The sequence below is a fragment of the Calditerrivibrio sp. genome (genome assembly GCF_049968475.1).
GTDB classification, from domain to species: Bacteria; Chrysiogenota; Deferribacteres; order Deferribacterales; family Calditerrivibrionaceae; genus Calditerrivibrio; species Calditerrivibrio nitroreducens_A.
Genome location: NZ_JBMFQS010000004.1, coordinates 1 through 21,354, shown reverse-complemented (window position 1 = coordinate 21,354; position 21,354 = coordinate 1). Strand labels below are relative to the sequence as shown.

Below are 21,354 nucleotides of genomic sequence, written 5' to 3'. Positions count from 1 at the left end.
ATATATGTTAAAAAAAATACTATTTTTAATGGTTTTTCTATTTACCTTTAACCTACTCTATGCCAAAGATTTAAATGTAGGATTTGTATATGTGGGGCCAGTAGGTGATGGTGGCTGGACATATGCTCACGACCTTGGTAGACAGGAGATGGCAAAGCTCCCATTTGTAAAAAAAACACAATATATTGAATCAGTGCCAGAGGGAGCAGATGCCACAAGAGTAATAACAAACCTTGCCCAGAAAGGGTATAACCTAATCTTTACAACAAGCTTTGGATATATGGACCCCACAATTGAAGTGGCAAAAAAGTTTAAAAACGTTGTATTTATGCATTGTTCAGGCTATAAAACCGCTGACAACGTGGGTAACTATTTCGGAAGGATGTATCAGGCAAGGTATCTATCTGGAATAATTGCAGGATCAATGACAAAAAGTAACATAATAGGGTATGTGGCGGCGCATCCAATCCCAGAGGTTATAAGAGGGATAAACGCATTTACTCTGGGGGTAAGAAGTGTAAACCCAAAAGCTGTGGTAAAAGTTGTGTGGACAAATACATGGTTTGACCCTGCCACTGAAAGAAATGCTGCCGATAGCCTACTTGATGTGGGGGCTGATCTGCTCACCATGCATCAGGATACACCAGCAACCCTTCAGGCAGCAGAAAAAAGAGGCAAATTCGTAATAGGCTATAATTCTGACATGAGAAAGTATGCCCCAAACGGATTCCTCACCGCTCCCGTGTGGAATTGGGGTGTGCTATACAAAGAGATCGCTACACAGGTTAGTAATGGGACATGGAAACCATCTTCAATATGGTGGGGATTGGATAAAGGGATTATAGATCTTGCTCCATTAAGCCCCAAAATACCTTCAGAAATTGTAAAAAAAGTTGAATTGGAAAAAAGAGATATAATCTCCGGTAAAAATAAAATATTCGTTGGGCCATTAAAAGATAACAGTGGCAAGATCGTTGTACCAGCAAGAAAAGTTATGTCAGATCAGGAACTTTTGAGTATGAACTTTTTTGTTGAAGGTGTTCAGGGTACTATAAAGAAATAAAAGGTGGTGGTATAAGCCACCACCTTCATTTTATATATGGAAAAAATTTTAGAACTGAAAGAGATATCTAAAAAATTTGGTAATTTTCAAGCAAACAAAAACATTTCATTCGATCTCTATAAAGGTGAAATACTAACCATCTTAGGCGAAAACGGTGCTGGAAAAAGTACCTTAATGAATATCATTACCGGCTTTTATAGAAGCGATGATGGGGAAATCTATGTAAATGGAAAAAAAGTAACATTAACCAGCCCAAAGGATGCCATAAAACATGGCATCGGAATGGTACATCAACATTTCATGCTTGTGAAGAACTTAACTGTATTTGAAAATCTATTGGTGGCACTTAAAGATAAGCGTTTTATAATAAATAAAAATAGATACGCCAATATATTTTTAAATATATTCAAGAAGTTTAATCTCAATATAGATCTTGATCTACCATTGTGGAAGCTATCAATCGGTGAGCAACAATGGATAGAGATTATAAAACTACTTATAAACGACTGTCAGATTCTGATACTGGATGAACCCACAACACTTCTTACACCACAGGAGACAGAATTCCTGTTTAAGTTCCTATTCGAGCTTAAAAAAGAAGGGAAATCTATAATCTTTATATCCCATAAAATTAAAGAGGTGATGGAGGTTTCGGACAGGATTGTAATACTGAAAAAAGGTGAAGTTGTAAGTATATTAAATAAAGAAGATTTTAATGAAAATAGAATATCCCATCTGATGGTTGGAACTGTTTTAAAAAATAAATATGACAAAGATGTAAAACCATCGGATGATCTTTTACTCGAAATATCAAATCTCTATGCAAAAAATGATAAAGGCCTTGCAGATCTACAAGATTTTAACTTAGTGGTCAGAAAGTCTGAAATTTTAGGTATAGCAGGGATTTCTGGAAATGGGCAAAAAGCTCTGGCAGAAGTTTTAACAGGTTTAAAAGACCCTTACAAGGGTAAGATCTCCCTAAATGGCATAGATATTACATATGGCACAGCAAGACAGAAGTATATCCACGGTATAGCGCATATACCTGAAGACAGAAAAGCAATGGGGATAGCACCAGATCTGACCGTTGAAGAGAATCTGATACTAAAAAATTTCAAAGATAAAGAGTTGGGTGGAATTTTATTAAACAGAAAAAATATAAATAGATACGCAAATGATCTTGTGGAAAAATTTAATATCCAATATGGGGTTAAAAATGCTCCAGTTAGGCTCCTTTCAGGTGGTAATATTCAAAAGGTCATCATTGCAAGAGAGCTGAGCGAAAATCCGACAATTTTAGTTGCCCTTTACCCCACAAGAGGTTTGGACATTGGGTCACAGGAGTTTATACATCAAACCATAATAGAACATCAAAAAAAGGGGATGAGCACCATATACATTTCGGAAGATCTGGATGAGCTATTTAAGATATCAGATAGAATAGCAGTGATATTTAGAGGAAAAAATATGGGGTATTTTGAACCTGATAATGTAGATAAAAAAACAATTGGGAAAATGATGGGAGGGATAATAAAAGATGATTAGAATCGAAAAAAGGATATCCAACTCCCAGAATTTAAAAAGCCTGGCAAAATTTTTCTCTTTTGTCATTGGGATACTAATAAGTTTATTTTTTTTAAAATTTCTTGGTATAGGATTGATAGATTTAATAAAAAATATCTACTATGATGCCTTTGGTTCTATTTATTCCTTTACAGAGTTGCTCATTAAAATGGTGCCTCTTTTGATATGTAGTATCGGAGTTTCTTTTGCTTTTAAAATGAAGTTGTGGAATATCGGTTCTGAAGGTCAGCTTTATATAGGCGCCCTTGCATCCTCTCTTACAGCAATTTATATACCATTAAACTCACATTATCTTATGATTTTTCTTATGTTTTTGGCTGCTTTCATTGCAGGAGGTTTGTGGAGTGGCCTTGCAGGATTTTTAAAAGTAAAGCTCAACGTAAATGAAATAATTGTAACATTGTTGATGAATTACATAGCTATTCTTATAGTGGATTATCTAGTGTATGGCCCATTAAAAGATCCAGAAGGGTTCAATTTCCCCTATTCCAAAAAATTTACAGATATCGCAAAGCTCAGTACATTTGGCGATACCAGATTACACACAGGAATAGTTTTGGCAATATTTCTTCTTATTTTATACTATATTTTGATGGAAAAATCTGTCTGGGGTTATGAGGTGAGGGTGATAGGTAGCAATCCCAATGCTGCAAGGTATGCTGGTATAAATATAAACAAAAATATTTTAATAATTATGATTTTAAGTGGTGGAGTAAGTGCTCTGGCTGGATTTACAGAGGTTTCCGGTGTCCTTCACCGACTTCAGCATTCGATATCTCCAGGCTACGGCTATACAGCCATTATTATAGCCTGGCTTTCCAATCAAAACAGTATTGGAATCCTGTTTTCATCTTTATTTATGGCTTTGATATTTTTAGCAGGGGATACATTACAACTAAACTATCAGATACCAATATCTATGGTTAATGCTTTTCAGGGGATATTACTATTTACTCTACTTACGGGAGATTTTTTTATAAATCACAAGATAACAATGAAGCGGAGAAAAAATGCTTGATATAATAATCGATACTACAATTAGAGCGGGTACACCGATTCTTTATGCCACGATAGGTGCCATAATAATGGAAAAAAGTGGTATCATAAATCTTGGCATTGAGGGGTTGATGCTGATAGGAGCACTATCAGGTTTCTATTTTACATTTATCACCAATAGCTTATTAATAGGATTTCTGGCGGCGATACTGCTATCCGCCGCAGCAGGATCTATCCACGGTATTTTAACCACATATTTAAAAGCAAACCAGATAGTCAGCGGTCTTGCCCTGACGATGTTTGGTACAGGTATTACGGCTATGCTTGGCAAGTCTATGGTGGGAGAAAATATAAGAGGTCTGGAAAGAATTAATACAGTAAAAGATATTCCATTTTTAAGTCCAGTATTGAATCAGGATATTATGGTGTATATAAGCATCTTATTACTTTTGTTGATACATTTTTTCCTGTACAGAACAACCATAGGTCTAAATTTAAGAACAGTTGGAGAAAATCCTTATGCAGCTGATAATGCAGGTATAAATGTACATTTATACAGACTTTTCGCAGTTGTGATAGGCTCTGGTATAGTTGGCCTGGGTGGTGCATATTTGTCTTTAGTTTACACTCCTTTATGGATTGAAAATATGTCCGCCGGTAGAGGGTGGATTGCAGTAGCCCTCGTTATCTTTTCAAACTGGGATGTACGAAAAGCCTTAATAGGATCTTATCTCTTTGGTGGCATAGCAGCTAATCAACTCAGACTTCAAGCAATGGGAACAAACATACCGGTGCAGATCCTTCAATCATTGCCATACCTCTTTACCATACTTGTACTGATCATTTCATCACTTAAAAATGATAGCACAAAGCAAAACCAACCGGAATCTCTTGGTAATCCTTATGATAGAGAAGATAGAGTATGATACAAAAAGCTAAATCACTTTTGTTAAAATTTATCAAAGAAAAAGGGGCTATCGTTGGTGATATCATAAATGTAGAGCAGTTTTTAAACCATCAAGTTGAACCTTTATTATTATCAGCTATTACAGAAGCTTTTGCAGAAATTTTAAAAGGGACAGAATTTACTAAAATCATCACAGTAGAGTCCAGTGGCATACCACTGGCCACAGCACTTTCTCTAAAATTAAATAAACCTTTTCTGTTTTTCAAAAAGAAAAAACCGATTACCATGAAGGATTACTTTGAGGCAGAATCATACTCTTTCACTAAACAGGTTTCCACCAAACTTTACCTCTCCAAACATTGCATTGAAGAGGGTGAAAATGTTGTTGTTGTTGATGATTTTTATGCAAATGGGGATACCCACAAAGCAATTAAATCCCTTGCTGAAGTTGCCGGTTTTAACATTTTAAAGTATATTGTTGTTTTTAATAAATCTGACAACGAAGAAATCTTTTCATTATTAAACAAAAACCTTTTAAGAGATATTAACAATGAAAAACAATAAACCCCAAAAAAATCTCCAGATTAAAATTACGCTGCTAATTTTTATAATGTTAATTTCCATTTCCCTCATAGTATCCACATATTTAAAAAAATCATCCGAAAAAAAATCTGTCGAGATCGCCACAAATTATGCTTATGCTATATCCAAAGTAATCGATTCAGCCCTATCGTATTATATGCAAAAGGGACACAAATCTGAGATAACAAGCCTAATAAATGAATTATCCACAAATGAATACTTGATAGGTATCCATATATTTGATAATACTAAGAAATTAGCCTGTATAAATCCAAGAGATAAAAGCCATATCATGACATCAGAATATATCGAAGAAATTTTAAAAAATGTAGAATACAGGTCTACACTAAAGATAATAAAGACAAAAAACTACCACTTTCTTGCATATTACTCCCCTTATGCAAATAAAGGTGAGTGCAAAAGATGCCATCAGGAAAAAGATATTATAGGCACTTTAAATGTGAATATTGATCTACAAAAGATTTACGAAACCACTCTTTCTGAGGCAAATAAGACTTTCTGGGTATTGCTACTTTCAAGTTTTTTCATAGCTGCCGTACTTTCTTTACTTATAAATATTTTAATCATAAACCCCATAAAAAAGATTGAAAAAGGGATGGAAGAGCTCACCAAAAATAATTTTGATGTTAAAATAGATATAAAGTCTGGAGATGAACTGGAGCTCCTGGCAAAGAATTTCAATGAAATGGTTGATGCCTTAAATAATGCAAACAAAACTATCGATAATATGCACAAAAGCATTATTCATACCGATAGACTGATGACAATAGGAACTTTGACCGCCTCCATAAGTCACGAGATTAAAAATCCACTAAATTCTATAATGATTTCTTCGGATATTTTAATGGAATATTGCAAAAAAAATGTTGCAGACACAAAACTAAAAAGCTTTTTAGAATCTATAATAGAGGATGCCCAACGAATAAAAGAGATTATAGATCAGACACTTAATTTTTCAAGATATGAAACATCCATTAATGAAAATATAAACATAAAAACATTGGTCAAAAGTATAGAGATATATTCCAAAAGGATATTATTCAATCATGAAAATGTAGATTTTAAAATTTTAGCTAATGTCAGCGATGAAGTTTTTATCTTTGGCAATAAAACCAATATAGAGCAGATGCTGGTGAATATTTTGAAAAACGCTGTGGAAAGTATACCATCAAATAAAAAAGGTATTGTAACCTTTACAGTATACTACGATCTGAAAGATGTGATTTTTGTAATAGAAGATAACGGTATGGGGATACCGGAGGATAAATTGGAATTGATTTTTAAAGAATTTTATTCTACAAAAACGAACGGAACAGGGCTTGGATTATCTATAGTAAAAGAGATTGTGGAGAACCATAGCGGTACAATCGATATCGTATCAAAAGTAGATATGGGTACGAAAGTAACAATCAAAATACCAATTAAAAAGGATAAAGATGCCAGAGATTAAAAAGATTTCATTTGTTCTGCCAGTTTACAACGAAGAAGGTAATTTATACAACTTATATTCTGAGATTTCAGAAGTGGCAAAAGATCTACCATACGAATACGAAATATTATTTGTGGATGACTGTAGTAAAGACAATAGCTTACAAATTATTAAATCACTCGCCGGCAAGGATGACAGAGTAAGATATATCTCTTTCGAAAAAAATTCCGGTCAATCGGCTGCTTTGTATATAGGATTCCAAAACGCCTCCGGAGACACAATTATAACACTCGATGCAGATCTTCAAAACGACCCCAAAGATATCCCCATGATGCTTGAATATTACAAAGATTACGATATGGTAAATGGTTGGAGAAAAAACAGACAGGATACACTTTCCAAAAAAATAGGTAGCAAAATAGGTAATGCCGTCAGAAACTGGTTTACAAATGAAACGATTCATGACACCGGCTGTGCTTTAAAAGTTATGCGGGCGGAGTTGTTAAAAAAGATAAAAGGTTTCAAGGGGTTCCACCGATTCATTCCCACACTCATGCGTCTGGAAGGTGCAAAGGTGATTGAAGTGCCAGTAAACCACAGAAACAGATACACAGGGGTATCAAAATATAACAACACCAAAAGAGCCATACAGGGGTTGTATGACCTTATTGGGGTAAGATGGATGATATCACGACATATCAAACCGATAATAAAGGAGAAGAACTTTGAAAAATGAATGGTGGCTTCTAACAATAGGTTTTTTAGGGCAGGGTTTATTTTTTATGCGTTTTTTTGTTCAATGGATATACTCAGAAAAGCAGAGAAAAAGCATAATACCGGAATCTTTCTGGTACTTTAGTATCGGGGGAAGTATCTGCCTTCTCATATATGCTGTGCTTAGAAGAGATATAGTTTTCACAATTGGGCAAACAACAGGTTTTATAATATATTTCAGGAATCTCTATTTCATCAAAAAAGAAAAAAGGAAAAAACTTGCCAATAGTTAAAAAAAAATTTATTTTTTTTCTTTTTATTTACACAGTCTTAGCTTTTTACACTTCAGCTTACGCCCCTATATTTGAATCCACAGAAGCCCGCTATGCTGAGATTGCACGGGAGATGATACAATCTGGTAATTTTATAGAGCCATATTTCAACGGAATAAAACATTTCCACAAACCCCCTCTCACATACTGGTTTATAGCATCAGGGATGAAGATATTTGGTATAAACAACTTTGGATCAAGATTTTTCGGTATAATTGCATCCATAATTACCCTTGTTTTTACAGTAAAACTATCAAAATTTTTTATAAGAGAGGAAGAGAGGTACTACGCAGCATACGTATTGTCTTCGTCGATTCTTTTCCTAACAGTGTCAAGAATAGCAGCAACAGATATATATCTAACAATGTTTACAGTGATATCCCAATATTACTATTTTAATCAAGTTTATTATAAAAAAGATACAAAAAATGCAATCTTAATCGGTATCTTCTTAGGATTCGGTTTTATCACAAAAGGACCAATAATATTTCTATTCACACTTTTACCATTTTTCGTAATGAAGTTTTTCGATTATCATTTCCGAAAGGTTTTTAGCTTTAAAGATGTTATTCTCTCCACAATATCATTCATCGCAGTATCCCTTCCGTGGTACCTTATAGTAATTATAAAAAACCCAGACCTTTTAAACTATTTCTTAAAAGTCCAGACCATAGAAAGGGTCACCACAAACAGATTTAACAGGGAAAAACCTTTTTATTTCTTCTTTGGAACGGTCTTCGTTTCAACACTACCCTACTCTATACTTATAATTACAAAAATAAAGCAACTGTTTTCAAACTACAAAAGCCATATCACCCTTATTGTATATATCATAACCCCATTTATCATTTTCTCCATAGCAAAAAGTAAACTACATTCTTACCTAACCCCGCTGACACCCATAATGAGCATACTCGTATTAAAATTATACACCGAATACTGTAAACCGATATTCAACAAAATAGTCTTATATTTTGCTGCATTATTACCAATTACTTTTATTATTGCTACTTTTTTATTAAAAGAATTAAGATTCAATCTTACAATTATTATTCTTTCGATTATATCTATAGCTTTTGTTGTAATTTCCAGAAAAAAAATCGAAAATCATCTATTCAGCTATAATTTAGGATTGATAGTAGTTATAATTTTTAATATAATTTACTATTCATCCTCAATATTTCAGGATAAGTTGATGGGGTTTGAGAATATGGTAAATGCTGCAAACATTATAGATCCTGATAGAAAACTTGAAGCTTTATGCTATAAACGAGACCTACCATCCACATCATTTTATAGAAATAAAATAACAGTGATGGCGCATGGAACCACCAGAGAAACCCAGTTCGAGAAAGATGACAACTACAAAAAATACTACATACAAACAGAAGATGAGATGAAATCTTTTATAAAATCAAATAGTTCATTCTTTCTTTTCACCAAAGGTGCGCTGAATGAATTTAAAGATAAATACAGAATAGATTGTGAAGAGAAATATATACAAAGGGATTACAGCCTTTCTTTATGCAAAAGCAATTGATTTATAGTATATTTTTTTTCTTGTACACCATTTTAATCATTTCATTCTACCACTTCTGGGATATACCTATAATAACCTTTTTTTATCAACTTAAAGGGACTACTATCTACAACTTTGCAAAAAATATCACTGACTTTGCCAAAGCAGAATATCAGCTGGTACCTTCTTTGATATTCTATATATATTTTAGAAACAAAAATCGGTATTACGCAAATATAGCCCTCCTGGTTTTTGTATCTGTAGCTTTATCAGGACTAATTACAGATATCATAAAATTCATTCTTGGAAGATACAGGCCAATAGAGTACTTTGAACATCATCTATACGGTTTTAAATTTCTTCAAACTAAATACAAATATACATCAATACCATCAGGCCATTCCACAACAATCTTCAGTGCCATGTATGTTCTTGCTATTTTTTTAAAAAAGTATAGATTCCCTCTTATTATCATCGGCCTATTGATGGCATTTACAAGGGTGATATCCCTTAATCACTACCCAAGTGATGTTTTAGCAGGAATTTTAGTTGCAATCACCATAAGTTCTATATTATATAATGGATTTAAAAAAAGAGGGATGTTGACAATCGATGGAAAATCTATTCAAACATAAATACACTAAACCTATTATATTAATTTTATACGTACTATCAATTTCAACGTTTGCTTTATTTCCAAGGGATCTCTTCTTTGGAGATGAAGTACGTTATGCAGATGTGTTTCTTCACCTAAAAGAGGGCAATTTTATTTTGCTCACATTAAATGGTGAATCCTACCCCGACAAACCACCCCTATTTTTTATTTTTATCTATTTTTTAAAATTGATTACCAGAATCCCAGATCCACAAATCTTTTTTATAGCAACATCGATAACAGGTGCCATGTTCATCACCGGAAGCTATTATTTTTTAAAAATTATCACAAAAGATGAAGATAAAGCATTTTACTCAAACATTTTAATAGTATCAAATTTATATTTTATAGCTTTGGTAAATTTTGTGAAAATGGATCTGTTCTTTTCATTTTTTATTCTTTTATCATTTACGTTCTTTTATCTCTACTACGAAAAAGATAAAATATCTTTTTTATACTTAGCATTTATGATGGCAGGTATTGCACTATTTGTAAAAGGCCTACTTGGACTCATATTTCCCATTTTATCTTTTATAGTATTTTGCCTATTAAAGAAGAGATACAAACCTTTTTTGAATTTCCATTTCATATTAGGGCTTATTGTGGCATTAATTCCAACAACCATCTGGATTTTTGCATTGATCAAGATAAATGGATTTGATTATGTTTACAACTCCCTCTTTTACCAACAAACGGTAAGAAGAGCGATAGATGCTTTCCACAGCAAGAAACCATTTTATTTTTATTTCTATGTTTTACCTTTAGTATGGCTACCTATTTCAATCGTAATACTATCGAATATAAAAGATTTAAAAACTTTTTTATCAGAATACAAATGCAAAGATAATGATGGTCACCTATACAATCTTGTTGTATTCTTCACATCTTTTCTGATACTTTCGTTGGTAAGCAGTAAATTTCCTAACTACCTTCTCCCAATTTTCCCCTCATTTGCTCTATTGATTTATCAATTAGTTATAAATTCTAAGGAAGATCGTAAATTATGGTTTGCAACTTCCATAATATTTATAATTATCTCATCTGTCATTGGCTATCTTACATTTAACCGAAACAATTTTCCATTTATGGAAAATGTCAATTATTCATGGATTGTATCATTAGTGGGGATCTTAATTGCTATATTTTTAATAAAATACTCAGGCAAATCCACAAATAAGATATTGTCAATATACTCAGTGCTGATAATTATCTTTGCAAACTCACTTAATATAACATTTGTGCTACCCTCCAGCCCTTTCTTTTCCCCAAGAATTATAGGTGAACAACTGAAATATTACTCAGAAAAAGGCTACAAACCTATATCATTTGATACCTATTCAGGTACGTACTCATTTTATGCAAACAGATCTGTTTTGGAAACAAGAGACAAATCTAAAATAGAAGAACTCATTAGAAATGGTGAAAAATTAGTTATAGCCATGTCCGAAAAGAACTGGGATAGATGGGAAAATAAACCTGATTCCCTTAGAATCGTAAAAAGACAATTTATGATGAATAAATACTATATCGTATTAATAAATTAGGTCTTACGTTTATTGATAATTTCGTCAGCATAATCTGGATAGAGTTCTTTTAAGCAATCAGGACACAGCCCATGGCTAAAGGTAAGCCCAAGCCTGAGAAAATAATTTTCAAAACTCATCCATTCATTCTTATCTCTTACCTTCTTACATTTTGAGCATAATGTAATATATTCTTTATTCGCCTTCTGATACTCAACATATTCAGAACAAACTTTTATGAACTGAACATAACCAACAATATTGTCCCGATCAAAGATCGGGATAATCGTAAAGTCTCTAAACTTACCATCAACGGGACTCTTTTTGATAAACTTAATATCCTTAATATATTTGTTGTTAAATTTGTCTATCCAACAATCTTCACAAATATCACTCAATCCCCGCAGCACCTTATAGCACTTCTCTCCTATGATCCTATTCTTCTCAGGAACAAAATCTAAATCCCGCCAATTGGAATAGATTATATTTAAATCCTTATCAAGTAAAGTAATGTTATATCCAATAAAATCAAACAGAAGAAAAATCTCCGAAAAATAATCTAAGTTATCAATAATATTTTTTGAAATTTTAAAACAATCTAACATATTAACTTTATCAACAATAATCTATCAAAAAGTCAATATTTAAATTAAAATTAACTTAAATAAAAAAAGTAAGCCTAAAATAAACTTATTTATGTATGATCCCTAAATAAAAAATCTTATTATATATTGATAAAACTAACAAGCCACCGATTTAGTGGCTTGTTAACCTTTTAACTACTCAGACTGAGTTATCTTTTCAAGTGTTGCTTTTCTTGATATCTTGTGTCTTCCCCTTTCATCTTTACCAAGATATTTTACTTCCACCATATCACCTATCTTCAAATATTTGGAGAGATCATCCACCTTTTCGTGGCTGTACTGGGAAACATGTAAAAGAGCCTCTATACCAGGCGCAATCTCCACAAATGCACCATAATCCATCAGTTTTTTAACTTTTCCTTTGTATACCTTATCGATGGTGAGTTCCCCAAGAATAGCCTCAATCATGGCTATTGCAGAATCGATTGAATCCTTTGAGCTTGCGAATATATTTACAACTCCACCATCTAAGATATCGATAGATACACCGGTCTCTTCGATGATCGCCTTGATATTTTTCCCTGCAGGTCCAATTATCAGTCCAACCTTTTCGGGATCTACATTGATTGTTACAAATCTTGGAGCGTATGGAGAGAGATCAGATCTTGGAGATGCCAAAGCTTCCTGCATTTTTGAAAGGATATGCAACCTTCCCACTTTAGCAGCGGCAAGAGCTTCCCTCACAAGGTCCATACTGAGTCCTTCAATCTTTATATCCATCTGCAGAGCAGTAATCCCATCTTTTGTTCCGGCAACTTTAAAGTCCATATCACCCAGATGATCTTCAATCCCCATAATATCACTCAGGATAGCATATCTTCCCTTCTCATAAATGAGCCCCATTGCTATACCTGCCACCATATCCTTCACCGGAACACCAGCATCCATGAGGGAAAGACATCCACCACAAACGGTGGCCATTGATGAAGACCCATTTGATTCAAGTATTTCAGATACAACCCTTATTGTATAAGGGAACTCAGACTCATCAGGAATAACAAAGCTCAAAGCCCTTTCCGCAAGAGCACCATGCCCCACTTCACGCCTTCCAGGAGCCCCCATTCTGCCAACCTCTCCCACAGAAAATGGAGGGAAATTATAATGTAGCATAAATCTTTTAGATGAATTACCCTCTATATCATCCACAAGCTGACTATCCATTTTCGTACCAAGAGTGGTGGAAACTAAAGCCTGAGTTTCACCTCTGGTAAAAAGAGCAGAACCATGTGCCCTTGGCAATAATCCCACTTCTATATCGATTGGCCTTATTTCATCGTATCTTCTTCCATCAACCCTGATTTTATTTTCAAGAGTGATTTCCCTGAATATCTTCTTTTCCACCTCGTGATAAGCTTCAGAATATAAAGATTCAACTTCGCTAAATGCTTCGCCTAATTCAGTTTTTAATTTCTCAAAATACTCATCTTTTACTCGATCTATAGCATCATATTTCTCTTTTTTACCTTTTGTCATTACTGCATCGAAGAGGGACTGTTTACATTCGGCATAGACCTTTTCAAGAATGCCCGAAGGCACAGAAAAATCTTTGTAATCTGCTTTTGGTAAGCCCAGTTCTTCCCTCATCTTTTTTTGAACTGCAATTATCTCTCTTATCGCCTGATGTCCTTTTTCAAATGCTTCCACCACTTCTTCTTCCGAAACATTTTTCAGTCCAGCTTCCACCATTACAATAGCATCCTCTGTTCCAGCAAGTACTATGTTCATAACAAGCTGATCAAAAAGATCTGCATCAGGGTTGATTATATATTCCCCATTCAATTTCCCAACTCTAACAGCACCAACAGGTCCATTAAAAGGTATATCTGATATCATAAGAGCAGCACTTGCTGCATTTATGGATAAAACATCAGGTGAATTTTTCTGATCGCTTGATACAACTGTTGCAACAATCTGTACCTCATTTCTGAACCCATCAGGGAAAATGGGTCTCAATGGTCTATCTATTAGTCTTGCAATAAGTGTCTCTTTATCAGAAGGTTTACTTTCACGCTTCAAAAATCCACCGGGAATCTTACCCACTGAATAAAACTTTTCGATATAATTTACCGTAAGAGGGAAAAAATCTATATCTTCTGGGACTTTTTTACTCATAACGGCGGTTACCAAAACTACCGTTTCACCATGTTTTGCCCAGATACTACCATTGGTCTGTTTTGCCTTCCATCCCGTTTCTAAAATTATAGGCTCGGCATTGCTGCCAAGCCTTATTTCGTAAGACTTAATATTTTTCTCCATTATTACTTCCTTATACCAAGTCTTTCGATCAACTGCTGATACCTATTAAAATCCTTTCTTTTTAGATAATCGAGCAGCTTTCTTCTTTTACTTACCAGCATCAAAAGCCCTTTTCTTGAATGGTGATCTTTAACATGGGTTTTGAAATGCTCAGTAAGCTGGTTGATCCTCGTTGTCAAAAGGGCAACCTGTACCTCAGGAGAACCGGTATCCTGATCACTTGTTTTGAACTTCTCAATGAGTTCCTGTTTTAATGCTTTGTCTAATGCCATTACACACCTCCGAATTTTATATTATACAAAATTTTAATTTTTTACAAGTATTTTATGATAAAAATCATCATATTTTAAAATTTTCATTTTTGAAGACACGAACATTTTTAAAAGGGATCTCGCCTTCAGCCTTTTCGGCAATTGAAAGTACAACCCCTTTCGCATCTGTAACAAAAACCATTTCTGTCAAATTATCTGGAATATACTTATAATTTCCTTTTTTAATCGAAACACCATTTCTCACCATATCCACAAACTGGTCTTTTACAATTACCCTGCTCCAATTTAATACTCTATTTACGGGGATTAAAAAATCGTAATTTTTATTTCTATACATCAACCCTATCTCTTCCACTGTTAAAGCTGTATCGACGTGAAAGAATCCACTTTTGATCCTGATCAATTTATTCATAGTCCCAAAAGTACCCAACATTTCACCTATCTTGTTTATAATACTTCTTACGTAGGTACCTTTTTCCACTTTTAAAGATATAGTAAGATGCGGATAATTATATTCAACAAGTTTTATATCGTATATGATACTCTTACGCATACCGGCATTTTCAATAAGCCCTTTTCTGGCTAATTCATACGCCCTCTTACCTTTAATATTCACTGCAGAAAACGCTGGAATTTCGAGCTCCACCTCCCCCACAAGATCTTTTAGAATATTTTCTATCTCTTCATCGGAAGGTATTCTGACATCACCTCTGGCAACTAAATTTCCAGTGGTATCATAGCTATCAGTCTTAAAGCCTAATACAGCTCCTGCAACATACTCCTTGTCTTCTGCTATAAGATAGGAAGCTAATTTTGTTGCTTCATTGAGACAAACGGGCAATACCCCTTCAGCTATGGGATCAAGTGTTCCGGTATGCCCCACTTTACAACCACCAAGAATATTTGATAACTTGTTGATATTAGAAAAAGATGTTACACCTTTCTCTTTGTAAAGATTTATAAAACCTATCATTAATCCTGCTGTTTAACCTGTTTTAGGAGTTCTTCTATCTTTGATGCATAATCCAATGTATTATCTACAAAAAATGTGAGATTTGGTACCTTTTTGATTTTTATAGATTTTTTTAATTTAGAATATATAAAATTCTTAGCCAAATCGAGCTCCTGACGCAAGATCTCCATATCTGTACCATCGAAGCTTCTTATATAAACTCTTGCTAAACTTAAATCTTTTGTAACCACGACATCAGTAATTATCAACCCATGGATATTGGGGTTTTTCACCTCGTATTGCACAATACGACTGATCTCCTCCTTAAGCAATTCCCCCACCCGTCTATCTCTAAAAGTCTCTTTTTTCATCAAAATATCTCCTGTTGAACATCAACTATAAAAGCATCTCTTGTATTTTCCACAAATTTAATTATCTCCTGTAGCTGGGAATCTATCAGCGCAGAATCATCAGACACAACTACGATGGCTATCTCAGCACTTTGCCAGAAATCCTTATCCCCCACTTCAGCCACAGAGATATTAAATTTGTTTCTCAGTTTGGTTTTGAGGCTGTTTAAAACACTCCTTTTATCTTTAAGTGTTCTGGCAGCAGGTATATTTATCTTCAAAAGCAAACTACCTATTAACATTACTCAACATCCTTGAGCAACCTCTTTTCTTCCACAACTTCAAATACCTCTAAAATATCACCCTCTTTAATGTCGTTGTAGTTGGCTATACCAAGTCCACACTCATAACCAGCCACAACCTCTTTTACGTCATCCTGAAAACGCTTCAGAGAGTTTATTTTTCCCGTATAAATAACTATATTATCCCTGATAATCCTAACATTAGAATTTCTAACAATCTTACCTTCCAGCACGTAACACCCGGCCACTTTACCAACTTTGGGAACATTGAATACCTTTCTTATCTCCACTTTGCCAATAATGTTCTCTTTAAGCTCAGGTTTCAGCATACCTTCTATAGCTTTCTGAACCTCTTCTATAGCCTCATAGATAACAGAATAGAGTCGGATATCGATCTTCTCCCTTTCTGCCACAGTCCTTGCTTTTGCATCAGGACGAACGTTAAATCCTATGATAATAGCCTTTGAAGCAAGAGCCAGAAGAACGTCAGATTCATTTATTCCACCAACACCATCATGAATTATTTTTACCTTCACCTCAGAATTGGATAATTTAGTCAGCGAAGATTTCAAAGCCTCAAGCGAACCCTGAACATCGGCTTTTAAGATGATATTCAGATCCTTGATTTCACCCTCTTTTATCTTACTGAATATATCATCCAGAGAAAGTTTCGCCCTTGCCGCCTCATCCTTCTCCCTCTGTTTTTGTAATCGAATTTCCACAATCTGTTTTGCCAATCTTTCATTAGGAAGAACAATAAGCGTTTCACCAGGTTCTGGTACTTCACTAAAACCCATAAGCTCCACAGGGATTGATGGGCCAGCTTCTTTTATACTCCTACCAGCATAGTTATACAATGCCCTGACCTTTCCATAATGAGTCCCAGCCACAAAAATATCACCTACTCTCAAAACACCATCTTTAACAATAAGAGTAACAGACACCCCCTTCTGTTTATCCAACCTGGATTCTATTATTATCCCTTCTGCCGGTTTAACATAATCCCCCTTCAGCTCCAATAATTCAGCCTCCAGAAGCACCCTTTCCAAAAGATCGTCTATGTTTATTCTATTTTTAGCAGAAATCTCCTGAAACTGATACTCTCCACCCCATTCTTCAGGTATTATTCCATATTCTGCCAACTGTGTTTTAACCCTCTCTGGATTTGCATTTGGTTTGTCTATCTTGTTTATGGCAACAACTATCTTTACCCCAGCAGCTTTCGCATGATCAATAGCCTCTTTTGTCTGTGGCATTACACCATCGTCCGCAGCAACCACTAAAATTACGATATCAGTTACATTAGCCCCCCTGGCACGCAAAGTGGTAAAAGCTTCATGACCCGGGGTATCAAGAAATACGATCTTTCCTCTATCTATATCAACCTCATAGGCTCCAATATGCTGCGTAATTCCTCCAGCTTCCTTTTCTGCAACCTTTGTTTTTCTTATTGCATCCAACAGGGAGGTTTTTCCATGGTCAACGTGCCCCATAACAGTAACAATAGGTGGTCTAGGTCTTAAATTTTCAGGCTTACTGTCATATTTTGGTAAAAGATCTTCTTCAGAAACCGTTTTTACTTCCACATCAATGCCATAATCCATAGCTATCAATTGCACTGTTTCTGCATCAATGGATTGATTTGCCGTTGCCATTATTCCAATATTCATCAACTTTTTGATTATATCAGGAATACGTATCCCCAATAGCCCTGCTAAATCACTTACAGTAATACTTTCTCCAATAGTTATCTTGTTAGGTTTTGAAGGCTGTTTTACCTCTTTTACAACCTCTTTTTCCTTTTCTCTATCTTTATCTTTTAACTTAGCCTGTTTCTTAGGTTTTTGGTCTATCTCTTCCAGCTCATCAATAGTCGGCTCTGGCTCAATAACTCCTGTTTCTATCTGCAAAAGCTCTAAATCTTCAAGTAGATTCTGTTTTAAATTTTTCTCTTTCTTAGTCGAGCTCTTTTTTACCTTTATCTTTTTTGATTCTATATCTTTCTCTTCAACCACCGGTGATGGAACATCTTCTTCCCACTTCTTCTTTTTGACGATAAGCTCTTTATCTTCTATCAATACATCACTCATCGGAGAGAAGATAGACTTATCCTTCGAAGGTGCCTCTTCTTTTTTAAAATCAGATCTTTTCCCTTTGTCAAAGCCTGGTCTATCCCCCTGAGGTCTTCCTCCCTGTGGTCTATCCCCTTGAGGTCTTCCTCCTGCAGGCCTATCTCTAAATGAGCCGCCGTCCCTCTGCTGTCCTTGATAAGGTGGCCTTCCACTCCTTTGATGATCCCCTTGCCTGGCTTCAGATCTGTTATCCGGTCTATTTTGATATCTTCCCTGATCTTCCCTTTGCTGCCCCTGAGAAGAAGACACATCTTTTCTATCCTGATGGGGTCTTTTTTCCCATGGTTTTTTCCCCTGGTATGGCTTTTTATGATGCTCCTCTTTCTTATGAGTTTTTGGTTCTTCAGATTTCTGCTTCACCACCTGAGACTCTTCAGTTTTTATAACAGTCTCTTCTTTTTGAACCAAAACTTCGGCAGAAACCTCTTCGGATTTTTTATCTATTTTCTTTTCATCTTCAGAAGGAGCTTGAACTTCATCTGATTTTTTAATAGTTTCCTGATCCTTTTCTGAAACTTGAACATCTTTTGATTTGCTTTCTAAAATTATATCTGAATTTTTAGAGGCATCTAATTCATCTACGGTATTACCACTTGCTGCATCATCCTTTTTCGTTTCAGCCTTTAGCTTCTCATCTCTTAATTTTTCTCTTTCCTCATCAACTTTCTGAAGACTCTTTTCAAGCTCTAATTTCTTTTTCAGTAGTTCCTCTTTTGTGAGTTTCTTCTTTGCATCATCAACCGCAGACTTTTGATCCTTCACAATCACTTCTGTAACTTTTGAATGGCGTTTCCTTCTATCCATTGCCTGTTTAATCAATTCCTGACGTTTGTCCAATGCAATCCTTTTAACATCAAAACCCGCTGATACAAGTTGTTCTTCTGTAACTTCATCATTCTCGCTTGAAATCGACACACCAACACTATTTAATTTCTCGCTAATTTCATCAAATTTTCCCAGCCCTTTTCGTACAAGTTCTGAAATTCTAAATCGATTCATTAATTACACCTCTAAAAATTTAAATACACCATCTATTAATACTATACATGAAATATTCTGTAAACAATTATTTTTACTCTTCAAGCACTGATGCCAGGTAATCAAGAGCAGCATTTAAAATATTTATAGCATCTTCGTGACTTATATTAAGTATCTCAGATATTCTATCAACATCTGTATCCGCCAGCTTTTCAAGATCTGTAACCCCCGCCGCCACAAGTTTTGAAATCATCTCATCCGTCAACACAGACAAATTGTCCAAGCTGTAGATCATGTAAAATTCTTTCATCTCCTGTTCTTGTTCGATAAGTCGTTGTTTTCTAAGCTCTTTATACTCACTCTCCTTCAATATATCAAGCTTCCAGCCGGTGAGTATTGATGCAAGTTTTACGTTTTGACCCCTCTTACCAATCGCAAGGGATAGTTGATCATCAGGAACTACAACTTCAATAGTGGATTCATCCTCAAAAATATTAGTAAGAAGAACTTCAGCAGGTGATATTGAAGCACAGACAAACTTTACTGGATCTGGAGACCACTGAATTACGTCTATCTTTTCACCTCTTAATTCGTTACTTATGGCATTTATCCTGACACCTTTAAGACCGATACAGGCTCCAACTGGATCTATATTGCTACTGGTGGAATAAACTGCAACTTTTGCCCTATCTCCCGGCTCCCTCGCCACACTTTTCACCTCCACAAGCCCATCAAAAACTTCTGGAATCTCAGATTCAAAAAGCTTCTTCAAAAACTGAGGGTGTGTTCTACTTAAAACAAGATGTGGCCAACCTTTTATCAGCTTTATCTCCAGCAACAAAGCCCTTATATAATCACCCCTTGTATAATAATCGCCGGGGATCATCTCTTTTTTAGGAAGAATGGCCTCTGTTTTACCAATCGAAACAGTTACACCCTCCTTATCAGACTTCAACACTATACCTGTGATAATTTCTCCCACCTTACTTTGAAACTCAGAATACACAATATCCTTTTCTGCATCTCTTAATTTCTCAAACAATCTCGTCTTTACGGTGGTTGCAAGCTGCCTACCAATTTCTTCTATGGTGACAGGCACCATGATTACTTTGCCCAGATAGGCATCCTTATCTATTTTGAGAGCATCCTCAAGCAGTATTTCATGCCATACACTATCAACATCCTCCACAACCTCTTTTGGCACAGATATGTTAAAAATGTTTTTCTCAAGATCGATCTCAACTACAGGCTCACCATATTTACCCAATTTTTTTACAAGTGCTGTATATATAGCATCCCTCAAAGCATTGGAAATTATTTTACGACTGAAACCTTTTTCTCTAACTATCTCATCTGCTACTTTTAAAATCTCTTTAAGCATTGTTCCTCCTAAAAATATCTATATTCTATTCTTTAATTTCAAATTCAAGATTCCCTTTTTTTATATCACTATAATTTACGATAATCTCCTCTTTTTTTACATCCAACAGAATAACTTCACCATCTACACCTTTTATATAGCCGGTGTAGTTCTTTCTTCCGGAAGGATCTTTTTTAAACAACTCAATTTTACATTTTCTCCCAATGTATTTTTTATAATCATCTATATTCCTTAATGGTCTATTCAGACCGGGACTTGAAACCTCAAGATTGTATTTATGAGGAATAAGATCCTCTTTATCCAGCCATTTCGAGATCTCTTTACTGAAATTTGCGCAATCTTCAAGCGTAAGATTCTCCTTATCCAGAAATATCCTTAGTGTATACCCCGAAGGCTCCCTCACAAACTTCACATCGAAAATTTCCACCCCAAATTTCGGAGCTATTTTTTCAGAATATTCTTTAACCCTTTCTACGATATGGATATTTTGACTAAACATCAATCTCACCATCCTTAAGCAAAAAAATAAGTGGGATAATACCCACTTGTTCAAAATATAACACAACGCCAAATAAAAAGCAAGTTTTTTTTAAATTCTAAGCATCATCTTTGTTAAGAAGTTCAAGGTTCAATGATTCAAAGTTTTAACGTTACAACGTTCTAACTTCCCAACTTTTCCCACCCAAAATAAACAATATTCCGATATTTTCTACTAAATTCCATTCCTATCAAATAAATCTCATCGTATTTACTCTGATATTT

At 34.8% G+C, this 21,354-nt stretch carries 20 protein-coding genes; 11 read left to right on the top strand and 9 right to left on the bottom strand.

All coding sequences use genetic code 11. From position 1 onward, the window contains the following. Positions 1-4 precede the first annotated feature (4 nt). From ACP5Q2_RS04840 to ACP5Q2_RS04790, 11 genes are read left to right on the top strand one after another with little or no spacing between them, the layout of a single operon-like run. Positions 5-1,063: a BMP family ABC transporter substrate-binding protein gene (locus ACP5Q2_RS04840; protein ID WP_424605303.1), complete on the top strand. Its 1,059-nt coding sequence runs from the start codon at positions 5-7 to the stop codon at positions 1,061-1,063. A 36-nt stretch (positions 1,064-1,099) separates the two neighbouring features. Continuing rightward, positions 1,100-2,608 (top strand): ABC transporter ATP-binding protein, encoded by a 1,509-nt coding sequence (locus ACP5Q2_RS04835; protein WP_424605304.1) that lies wholly within the window; start codon positions 1,100-1,102, stop codon positions 2,606-2,608. Beyond that, positions 2,601-3,665: an ABC transporter permease gene (locus ACP5Q2_RS04830; RefSeq protein WP_428097781.1), complete on the top strand. Its 1,065-nt coding sequence runs from the start codon at positions 2,601-2,603 to the stop codon at positions 3,663-3,665. The genes ACP5Q2_RS04835 and ACP5Q2_RS04830 overlap by 8 nt, the downstream gene beginning before the upstream one ends. After that, positions 3,658-4,569: an ABC transporter permease gene (locus ACP5Q2_RS04825; RefSeq protein ID WP_428097778.1), complete on the top strand. Its 912-nt coding sequence runs from the start codon at positions 3,658-3,660 to the stop codon at positions 4,567-4,569. Before ACP5Q2_RS04830 ends, ACP5Q2_RS04825 begins: the two co-directional genes overlap by 8 nt. Continuing rightward, positions 4,566-5,114 (top strand): phosphoribosyltransferase family protein, encoded by a 549-nt coding sequence (locus tag ACP5Q2_RS04820; RefSeq protein ID WP_428097774.1) that lies wholly within the window; start codon positions 4,566-4,568, stop codon positions 5,112-5,114. The genes ACP5Q2_RS04825 and ACP5Q2_RS04820 overlap by 4 nt, the downstream gene beginning before the upstream one ends. Further along, positions 5,101-6,603, top strand: coding sequence for an ATP-binding protein (locus tag ACP5Q2_RS04815; RefSeq protein WP_428097771.1), 1,503 nt, complete (start codon positions 5,101-5,103; stop codon positions 6,601-6,603). Before ACP5Q2_RS04820 ends, ACP5Q2_RS04815 begins: the two co-directional genes overlap by 14 nt. Continuing rightward, a complete protein-coding gene (locus tag ACP5Q2_RS04810) occupies positions 6,590-7,318 on the top strand; it encodes a glycosyltransferase family 2 protein (RefSeq protein ID WP_424605309.1) in 729 nt (242 codons plus the stop codon). The genes ACP5Q2_RS04815 and ACP5Q2_RS04810 overlap by 14 nt, the downstream gene beginning before the upstream one ends. Then, a complete protein-coding gene (locus ACP5Q2_RS04805) occupies positions 7,308-7,589 on the top strand; it encodes a lipid-A-disaccharide synthase N-terminal domain-containing protein (protein WP_424605310.1) in 282 nt (93 codons plus the stop codon). Before ACP5Q2_RS04810 ends, ACP5Q2_RS04805 begins: the two co-directional genes overlap by 11 nt. Then, positions 7,576-9,168 carry an ArnT family glycosyltransferase gene (locus ACP5Q2_RS04800; RefSeq protein ID WP_428097766.1) on the top strand — a complete coding sequence of 531 codons (1,593 nt, stop codon included), beginning with the start codon at positions 7,576-7,578 and terminating at the stop codon, positions 9,166-9,168. Before ACP5Q2_RS04805 ends, ACP5Q2_RS04800 begins: the two co-directional genes overlap by 14 nt. A 20-nt stretch (positions 9,169-9,188) precedes the next feature. Further along, the gene (locus tag ACP5Q2_RS04795; protein ID WP_428097764.1) at positions 9,189-9,782 is read left to right on the top strand and encodes a phosphatase PAP2 family protein; all 594 of its coding nucleotides are present in this window, start codon (positions 9,189-9,191) and stop codon (positions 9,780-9,782) included. Further along, positions 9,760-11,346 (top strand): ArnT family glycosyltransferase, encoded by a 1,587-nt coding sequence (locus ACP5Q2_RS04790; RefSeq protein ID WP_428097761.1) that lies wholly within the window; start codon positions 9,760-9,762, stop codon positions 11,344-11,346. The genes ACP5Q2_RS04795 and ACP5Q2_RS04790 overlap by 23 nt, the downstream gene beginning before the upstream one ends. Here ACP5Q2_RS04790 and ACP5Q2_RS04785 read toward each other — a convergent pair. The 9 genes from ACP5Q2_RS04785 to rimP all read right to left on the bottom strand — a co-directional run bounded on the left by ACP5Q2_RS04785 (position 11,343) and on the right by rimP (position 21,091). Next, a complete protein-coding gene (locus tag ACP5Q2_RS04785) occupies positions 11,343-11,930 on the bottom strand; it encodes a hypothetical protein (RefSeq protein WP_428097758.1) in 588 nt (195 codons plus the stop codon). The two genes, ACP5Q2_RS04790 and ACP5Q2_RS04785, sit on opposite strands and share 4 nt — an antisense overlap. A gap of 174 nt (positions 11,931-12,104) precedes the next feature. Continuing rightward, complete coding sequence (gene pnp, locus ACP5Q2_RS04780; protein WP_428097755.1) at positions 12,105-14,225, bottom strand: polyribonucleotide nucleotidyltransferase; 2,121 nt, start codon at positions 14,223-14,225, stop codon at positions 12,105-12,107. A 2-nt stretch (positions 14,226-14,227) separates the two neighbouring features. Further along, positions 14,228-14,497: a 30S ribosomal protein S15 gene (gene rpsO, locus ACP5Q2_RS04775; RefSeq protein ID WP_013451416.1), complete on the bottom strand. Its 270-nt coding sequence runs from the start codon at positions 14,495-14,497 to the stop codon at positions 14,228-14,230. A 67-nt stretch (positions 14,498-14,564) separates the two neighbouring features. Continuing rightward, on the bottom strand, positions 14,565-15,470 hold the full coding sequence (truB, locus tag ACP5Q2_RS04770; protein ID WP_424605316.1) for a tRNA pseudouridine(55) synthase TruB: 906 nt from the start codon (positions 15,468-15,470) through the stop codon (positions 14,565-14,567). Beyond that, positions 15,470-15,820: a 30S ribosome-binding factor RbfA gene (gene rbfA, locus ACP5Q2_RS04765; protein WP_424605317.1), complete on the bottom strand. Its 351-nt coding sequence runs from the start codon at positions 15,818-15,820 to the stop codon at positions 15,470-15,472. The genes truB and rbfA overlap by 1 nt, the downstream gene beginning before the upstream one ends. Next, positions 15,820-16,101 carry a DUF503 domain-containing protein gene (locus ACP5Q2_RS04760; RefSeq protein WP_428097750.1) on the bottom strand — a complete coding sequence of 94 codons (282 nt, stop codon included), beginning with the start codon at positions 16,099-16,101 and terminating at the stop codon, positions 15,820-15,822. Before ACP5Q2_RS04760 ends, rbfA begins: the two co-directional genes overlap by 1 nt. Continuing rightward, positions 16,101-19,232, bottom strand: a complete 3,132-nt coding sequence (gene infB, locus ACP5Q2_RS04755; protein ID WP_428097747.1) for a translation initiation factor IF-2 — start codon at positions 19,230-19,232, stop codon at positions 16,101-16,103. Before infB ends, ACP5Q2_RS04760 begins: the two co-directional genes overlap by 1 nt. Positions 19,233-19,305: 73 nt before the next feature. Then, positions 19,306-20,592, bottom strand: coding sequence for a transcription termination factor NusA (nusA, locus tag ACP5Q2_RS04750; RefSeq protein ID WP_428097744.1), 1,287 nt, complete (start codon positions 20,590-20,592; stop codon positions 19,306-19,308). Between the two features lie 25 nt (positions 20,593-20,617). Continuing rightward, complete coding sequence (rimP, locus tag ACP5Q2_RS04745) at positions 20,618-21,091, bottom strand: ribosome maturation factor RimP (protein ID WP_428097741.1); 474 nt, start codon at positions 21,089-21,091, stop codon at positions 20,618-20,620. Positions 21,092-21,354: the final 263 nt, after the last annotated feature.

Coding starts and splice junctions, on each gene's coding strand:
- ACP5Q2_RS04825 (WP_428097778.1), top strand. CDS start 3,658: ATGCTTGATATAATAATCGATACTACAATTAGAGCGGGTACACCGATT.
- ACP5Q2_RS04840 (WP_424605303.1), top strand. CDS start 5: ATGTTAAAAAAAATACTATTTTTAATGGTTTTTCTATTTACCTTTAAC.
- ACP5Q2_RS04830 (WP_428097781.1), top strand. CDS start 2,601: ATGATTAGAATCGAAAAAAGGATATCCAACTCCCAGAATTTAAAAAGC.
- ACP5Q2_RS04785 (WP_428097758.1), bottom strand. CDS start 11,930: ATGTTAGATTGTTTTAAAATTTCAAAAAATATTATTGATAACTTAGAT.
- nusA (WP_428097744.1), bottom strand. CDS start 20,592: ATGCTTAAAGAGATTTTAAAAGTAGCAGATGAGATAGTTAGAGAAAAA.
- truB (WP_424605316.1), bottom strand. CDS start 15,470: ATGATAGGTTTTATAAATCTTTACAAAGAGAAAGGTGTAACATCTTTT.
- rpsO (WP_013451416.1), bottom strand. CDS start 14,497: ATGGCATTAGACAAAGCATTAAAACAGGAACTCATTGAGAAGTTCAAA.
- ACP5Q2_RS04835 (WP_424605304.1), top strand. CDS start 1,100: ATGGAAAAAATTTTAGAACTGAAAGAGATATCTAAAAAATTTGGTAAT.
- ACP5Q2_RS04815 (WP_428097771.1), top strand. CDS start 5,101: ATGAAAAACAATAAACCCCAAAAAAATCTCCAGATTAAAATTACGCTG.
- ACP5Q2_RS04790 (WP_428097761.1), top strand. CDS start 9,760: ATGGAAAATCTATTCAAACATAAATACACTAAACCTATTATATTAATT.
- rbfA (WP_424605317.1), bottom strand. CDS start 15,820: ATGAAAAAAGAGACTTTTAGAGATAGACGGGTGGGGGAATTGCTTAAG.
- ACP5Q2_RS04810 (WP_424605309.1), top strand. CDS start 6,590: ATGCCAGAGATTAAAAAGATTTCATTTGTTCTGCCAGTTTACAACGAA.
- pnp (WP_428097755.1), bottom strand. CDS start 14,225: ATGGAGAAAAATATTAAGTCTTACGAAATAAGGCTTGGCAGCAATGCC.
- rimP (WP_428097741.1), bottom strand. CDS start 21,091: ATGTTTAGTCAAAATATCCATATCGTAGAAAGGGTTAAAGAATATTCT.
- ACP5Q2_RS04820 (WP_428097774.1), top strand. CDS start 4,566: ATGATACAAAAAGCTAAATCACTTTTGTTAAAATTTATCAAAGAAAAA.
- infB (WP_428097747.1), bottom strand. CDS start 19,232: ATGAATCGATTTAGAATTTCAGAACTTGTACGAAAAGGGCTGGGAAAA.
- ACP5Q2_RS04760 (WP_428097750.1), bottom strand. CDS start 16,101: ATGTTAATAGGTAGTTTGCTTTTGAAGATAAATATACCTGCTGCCAGA.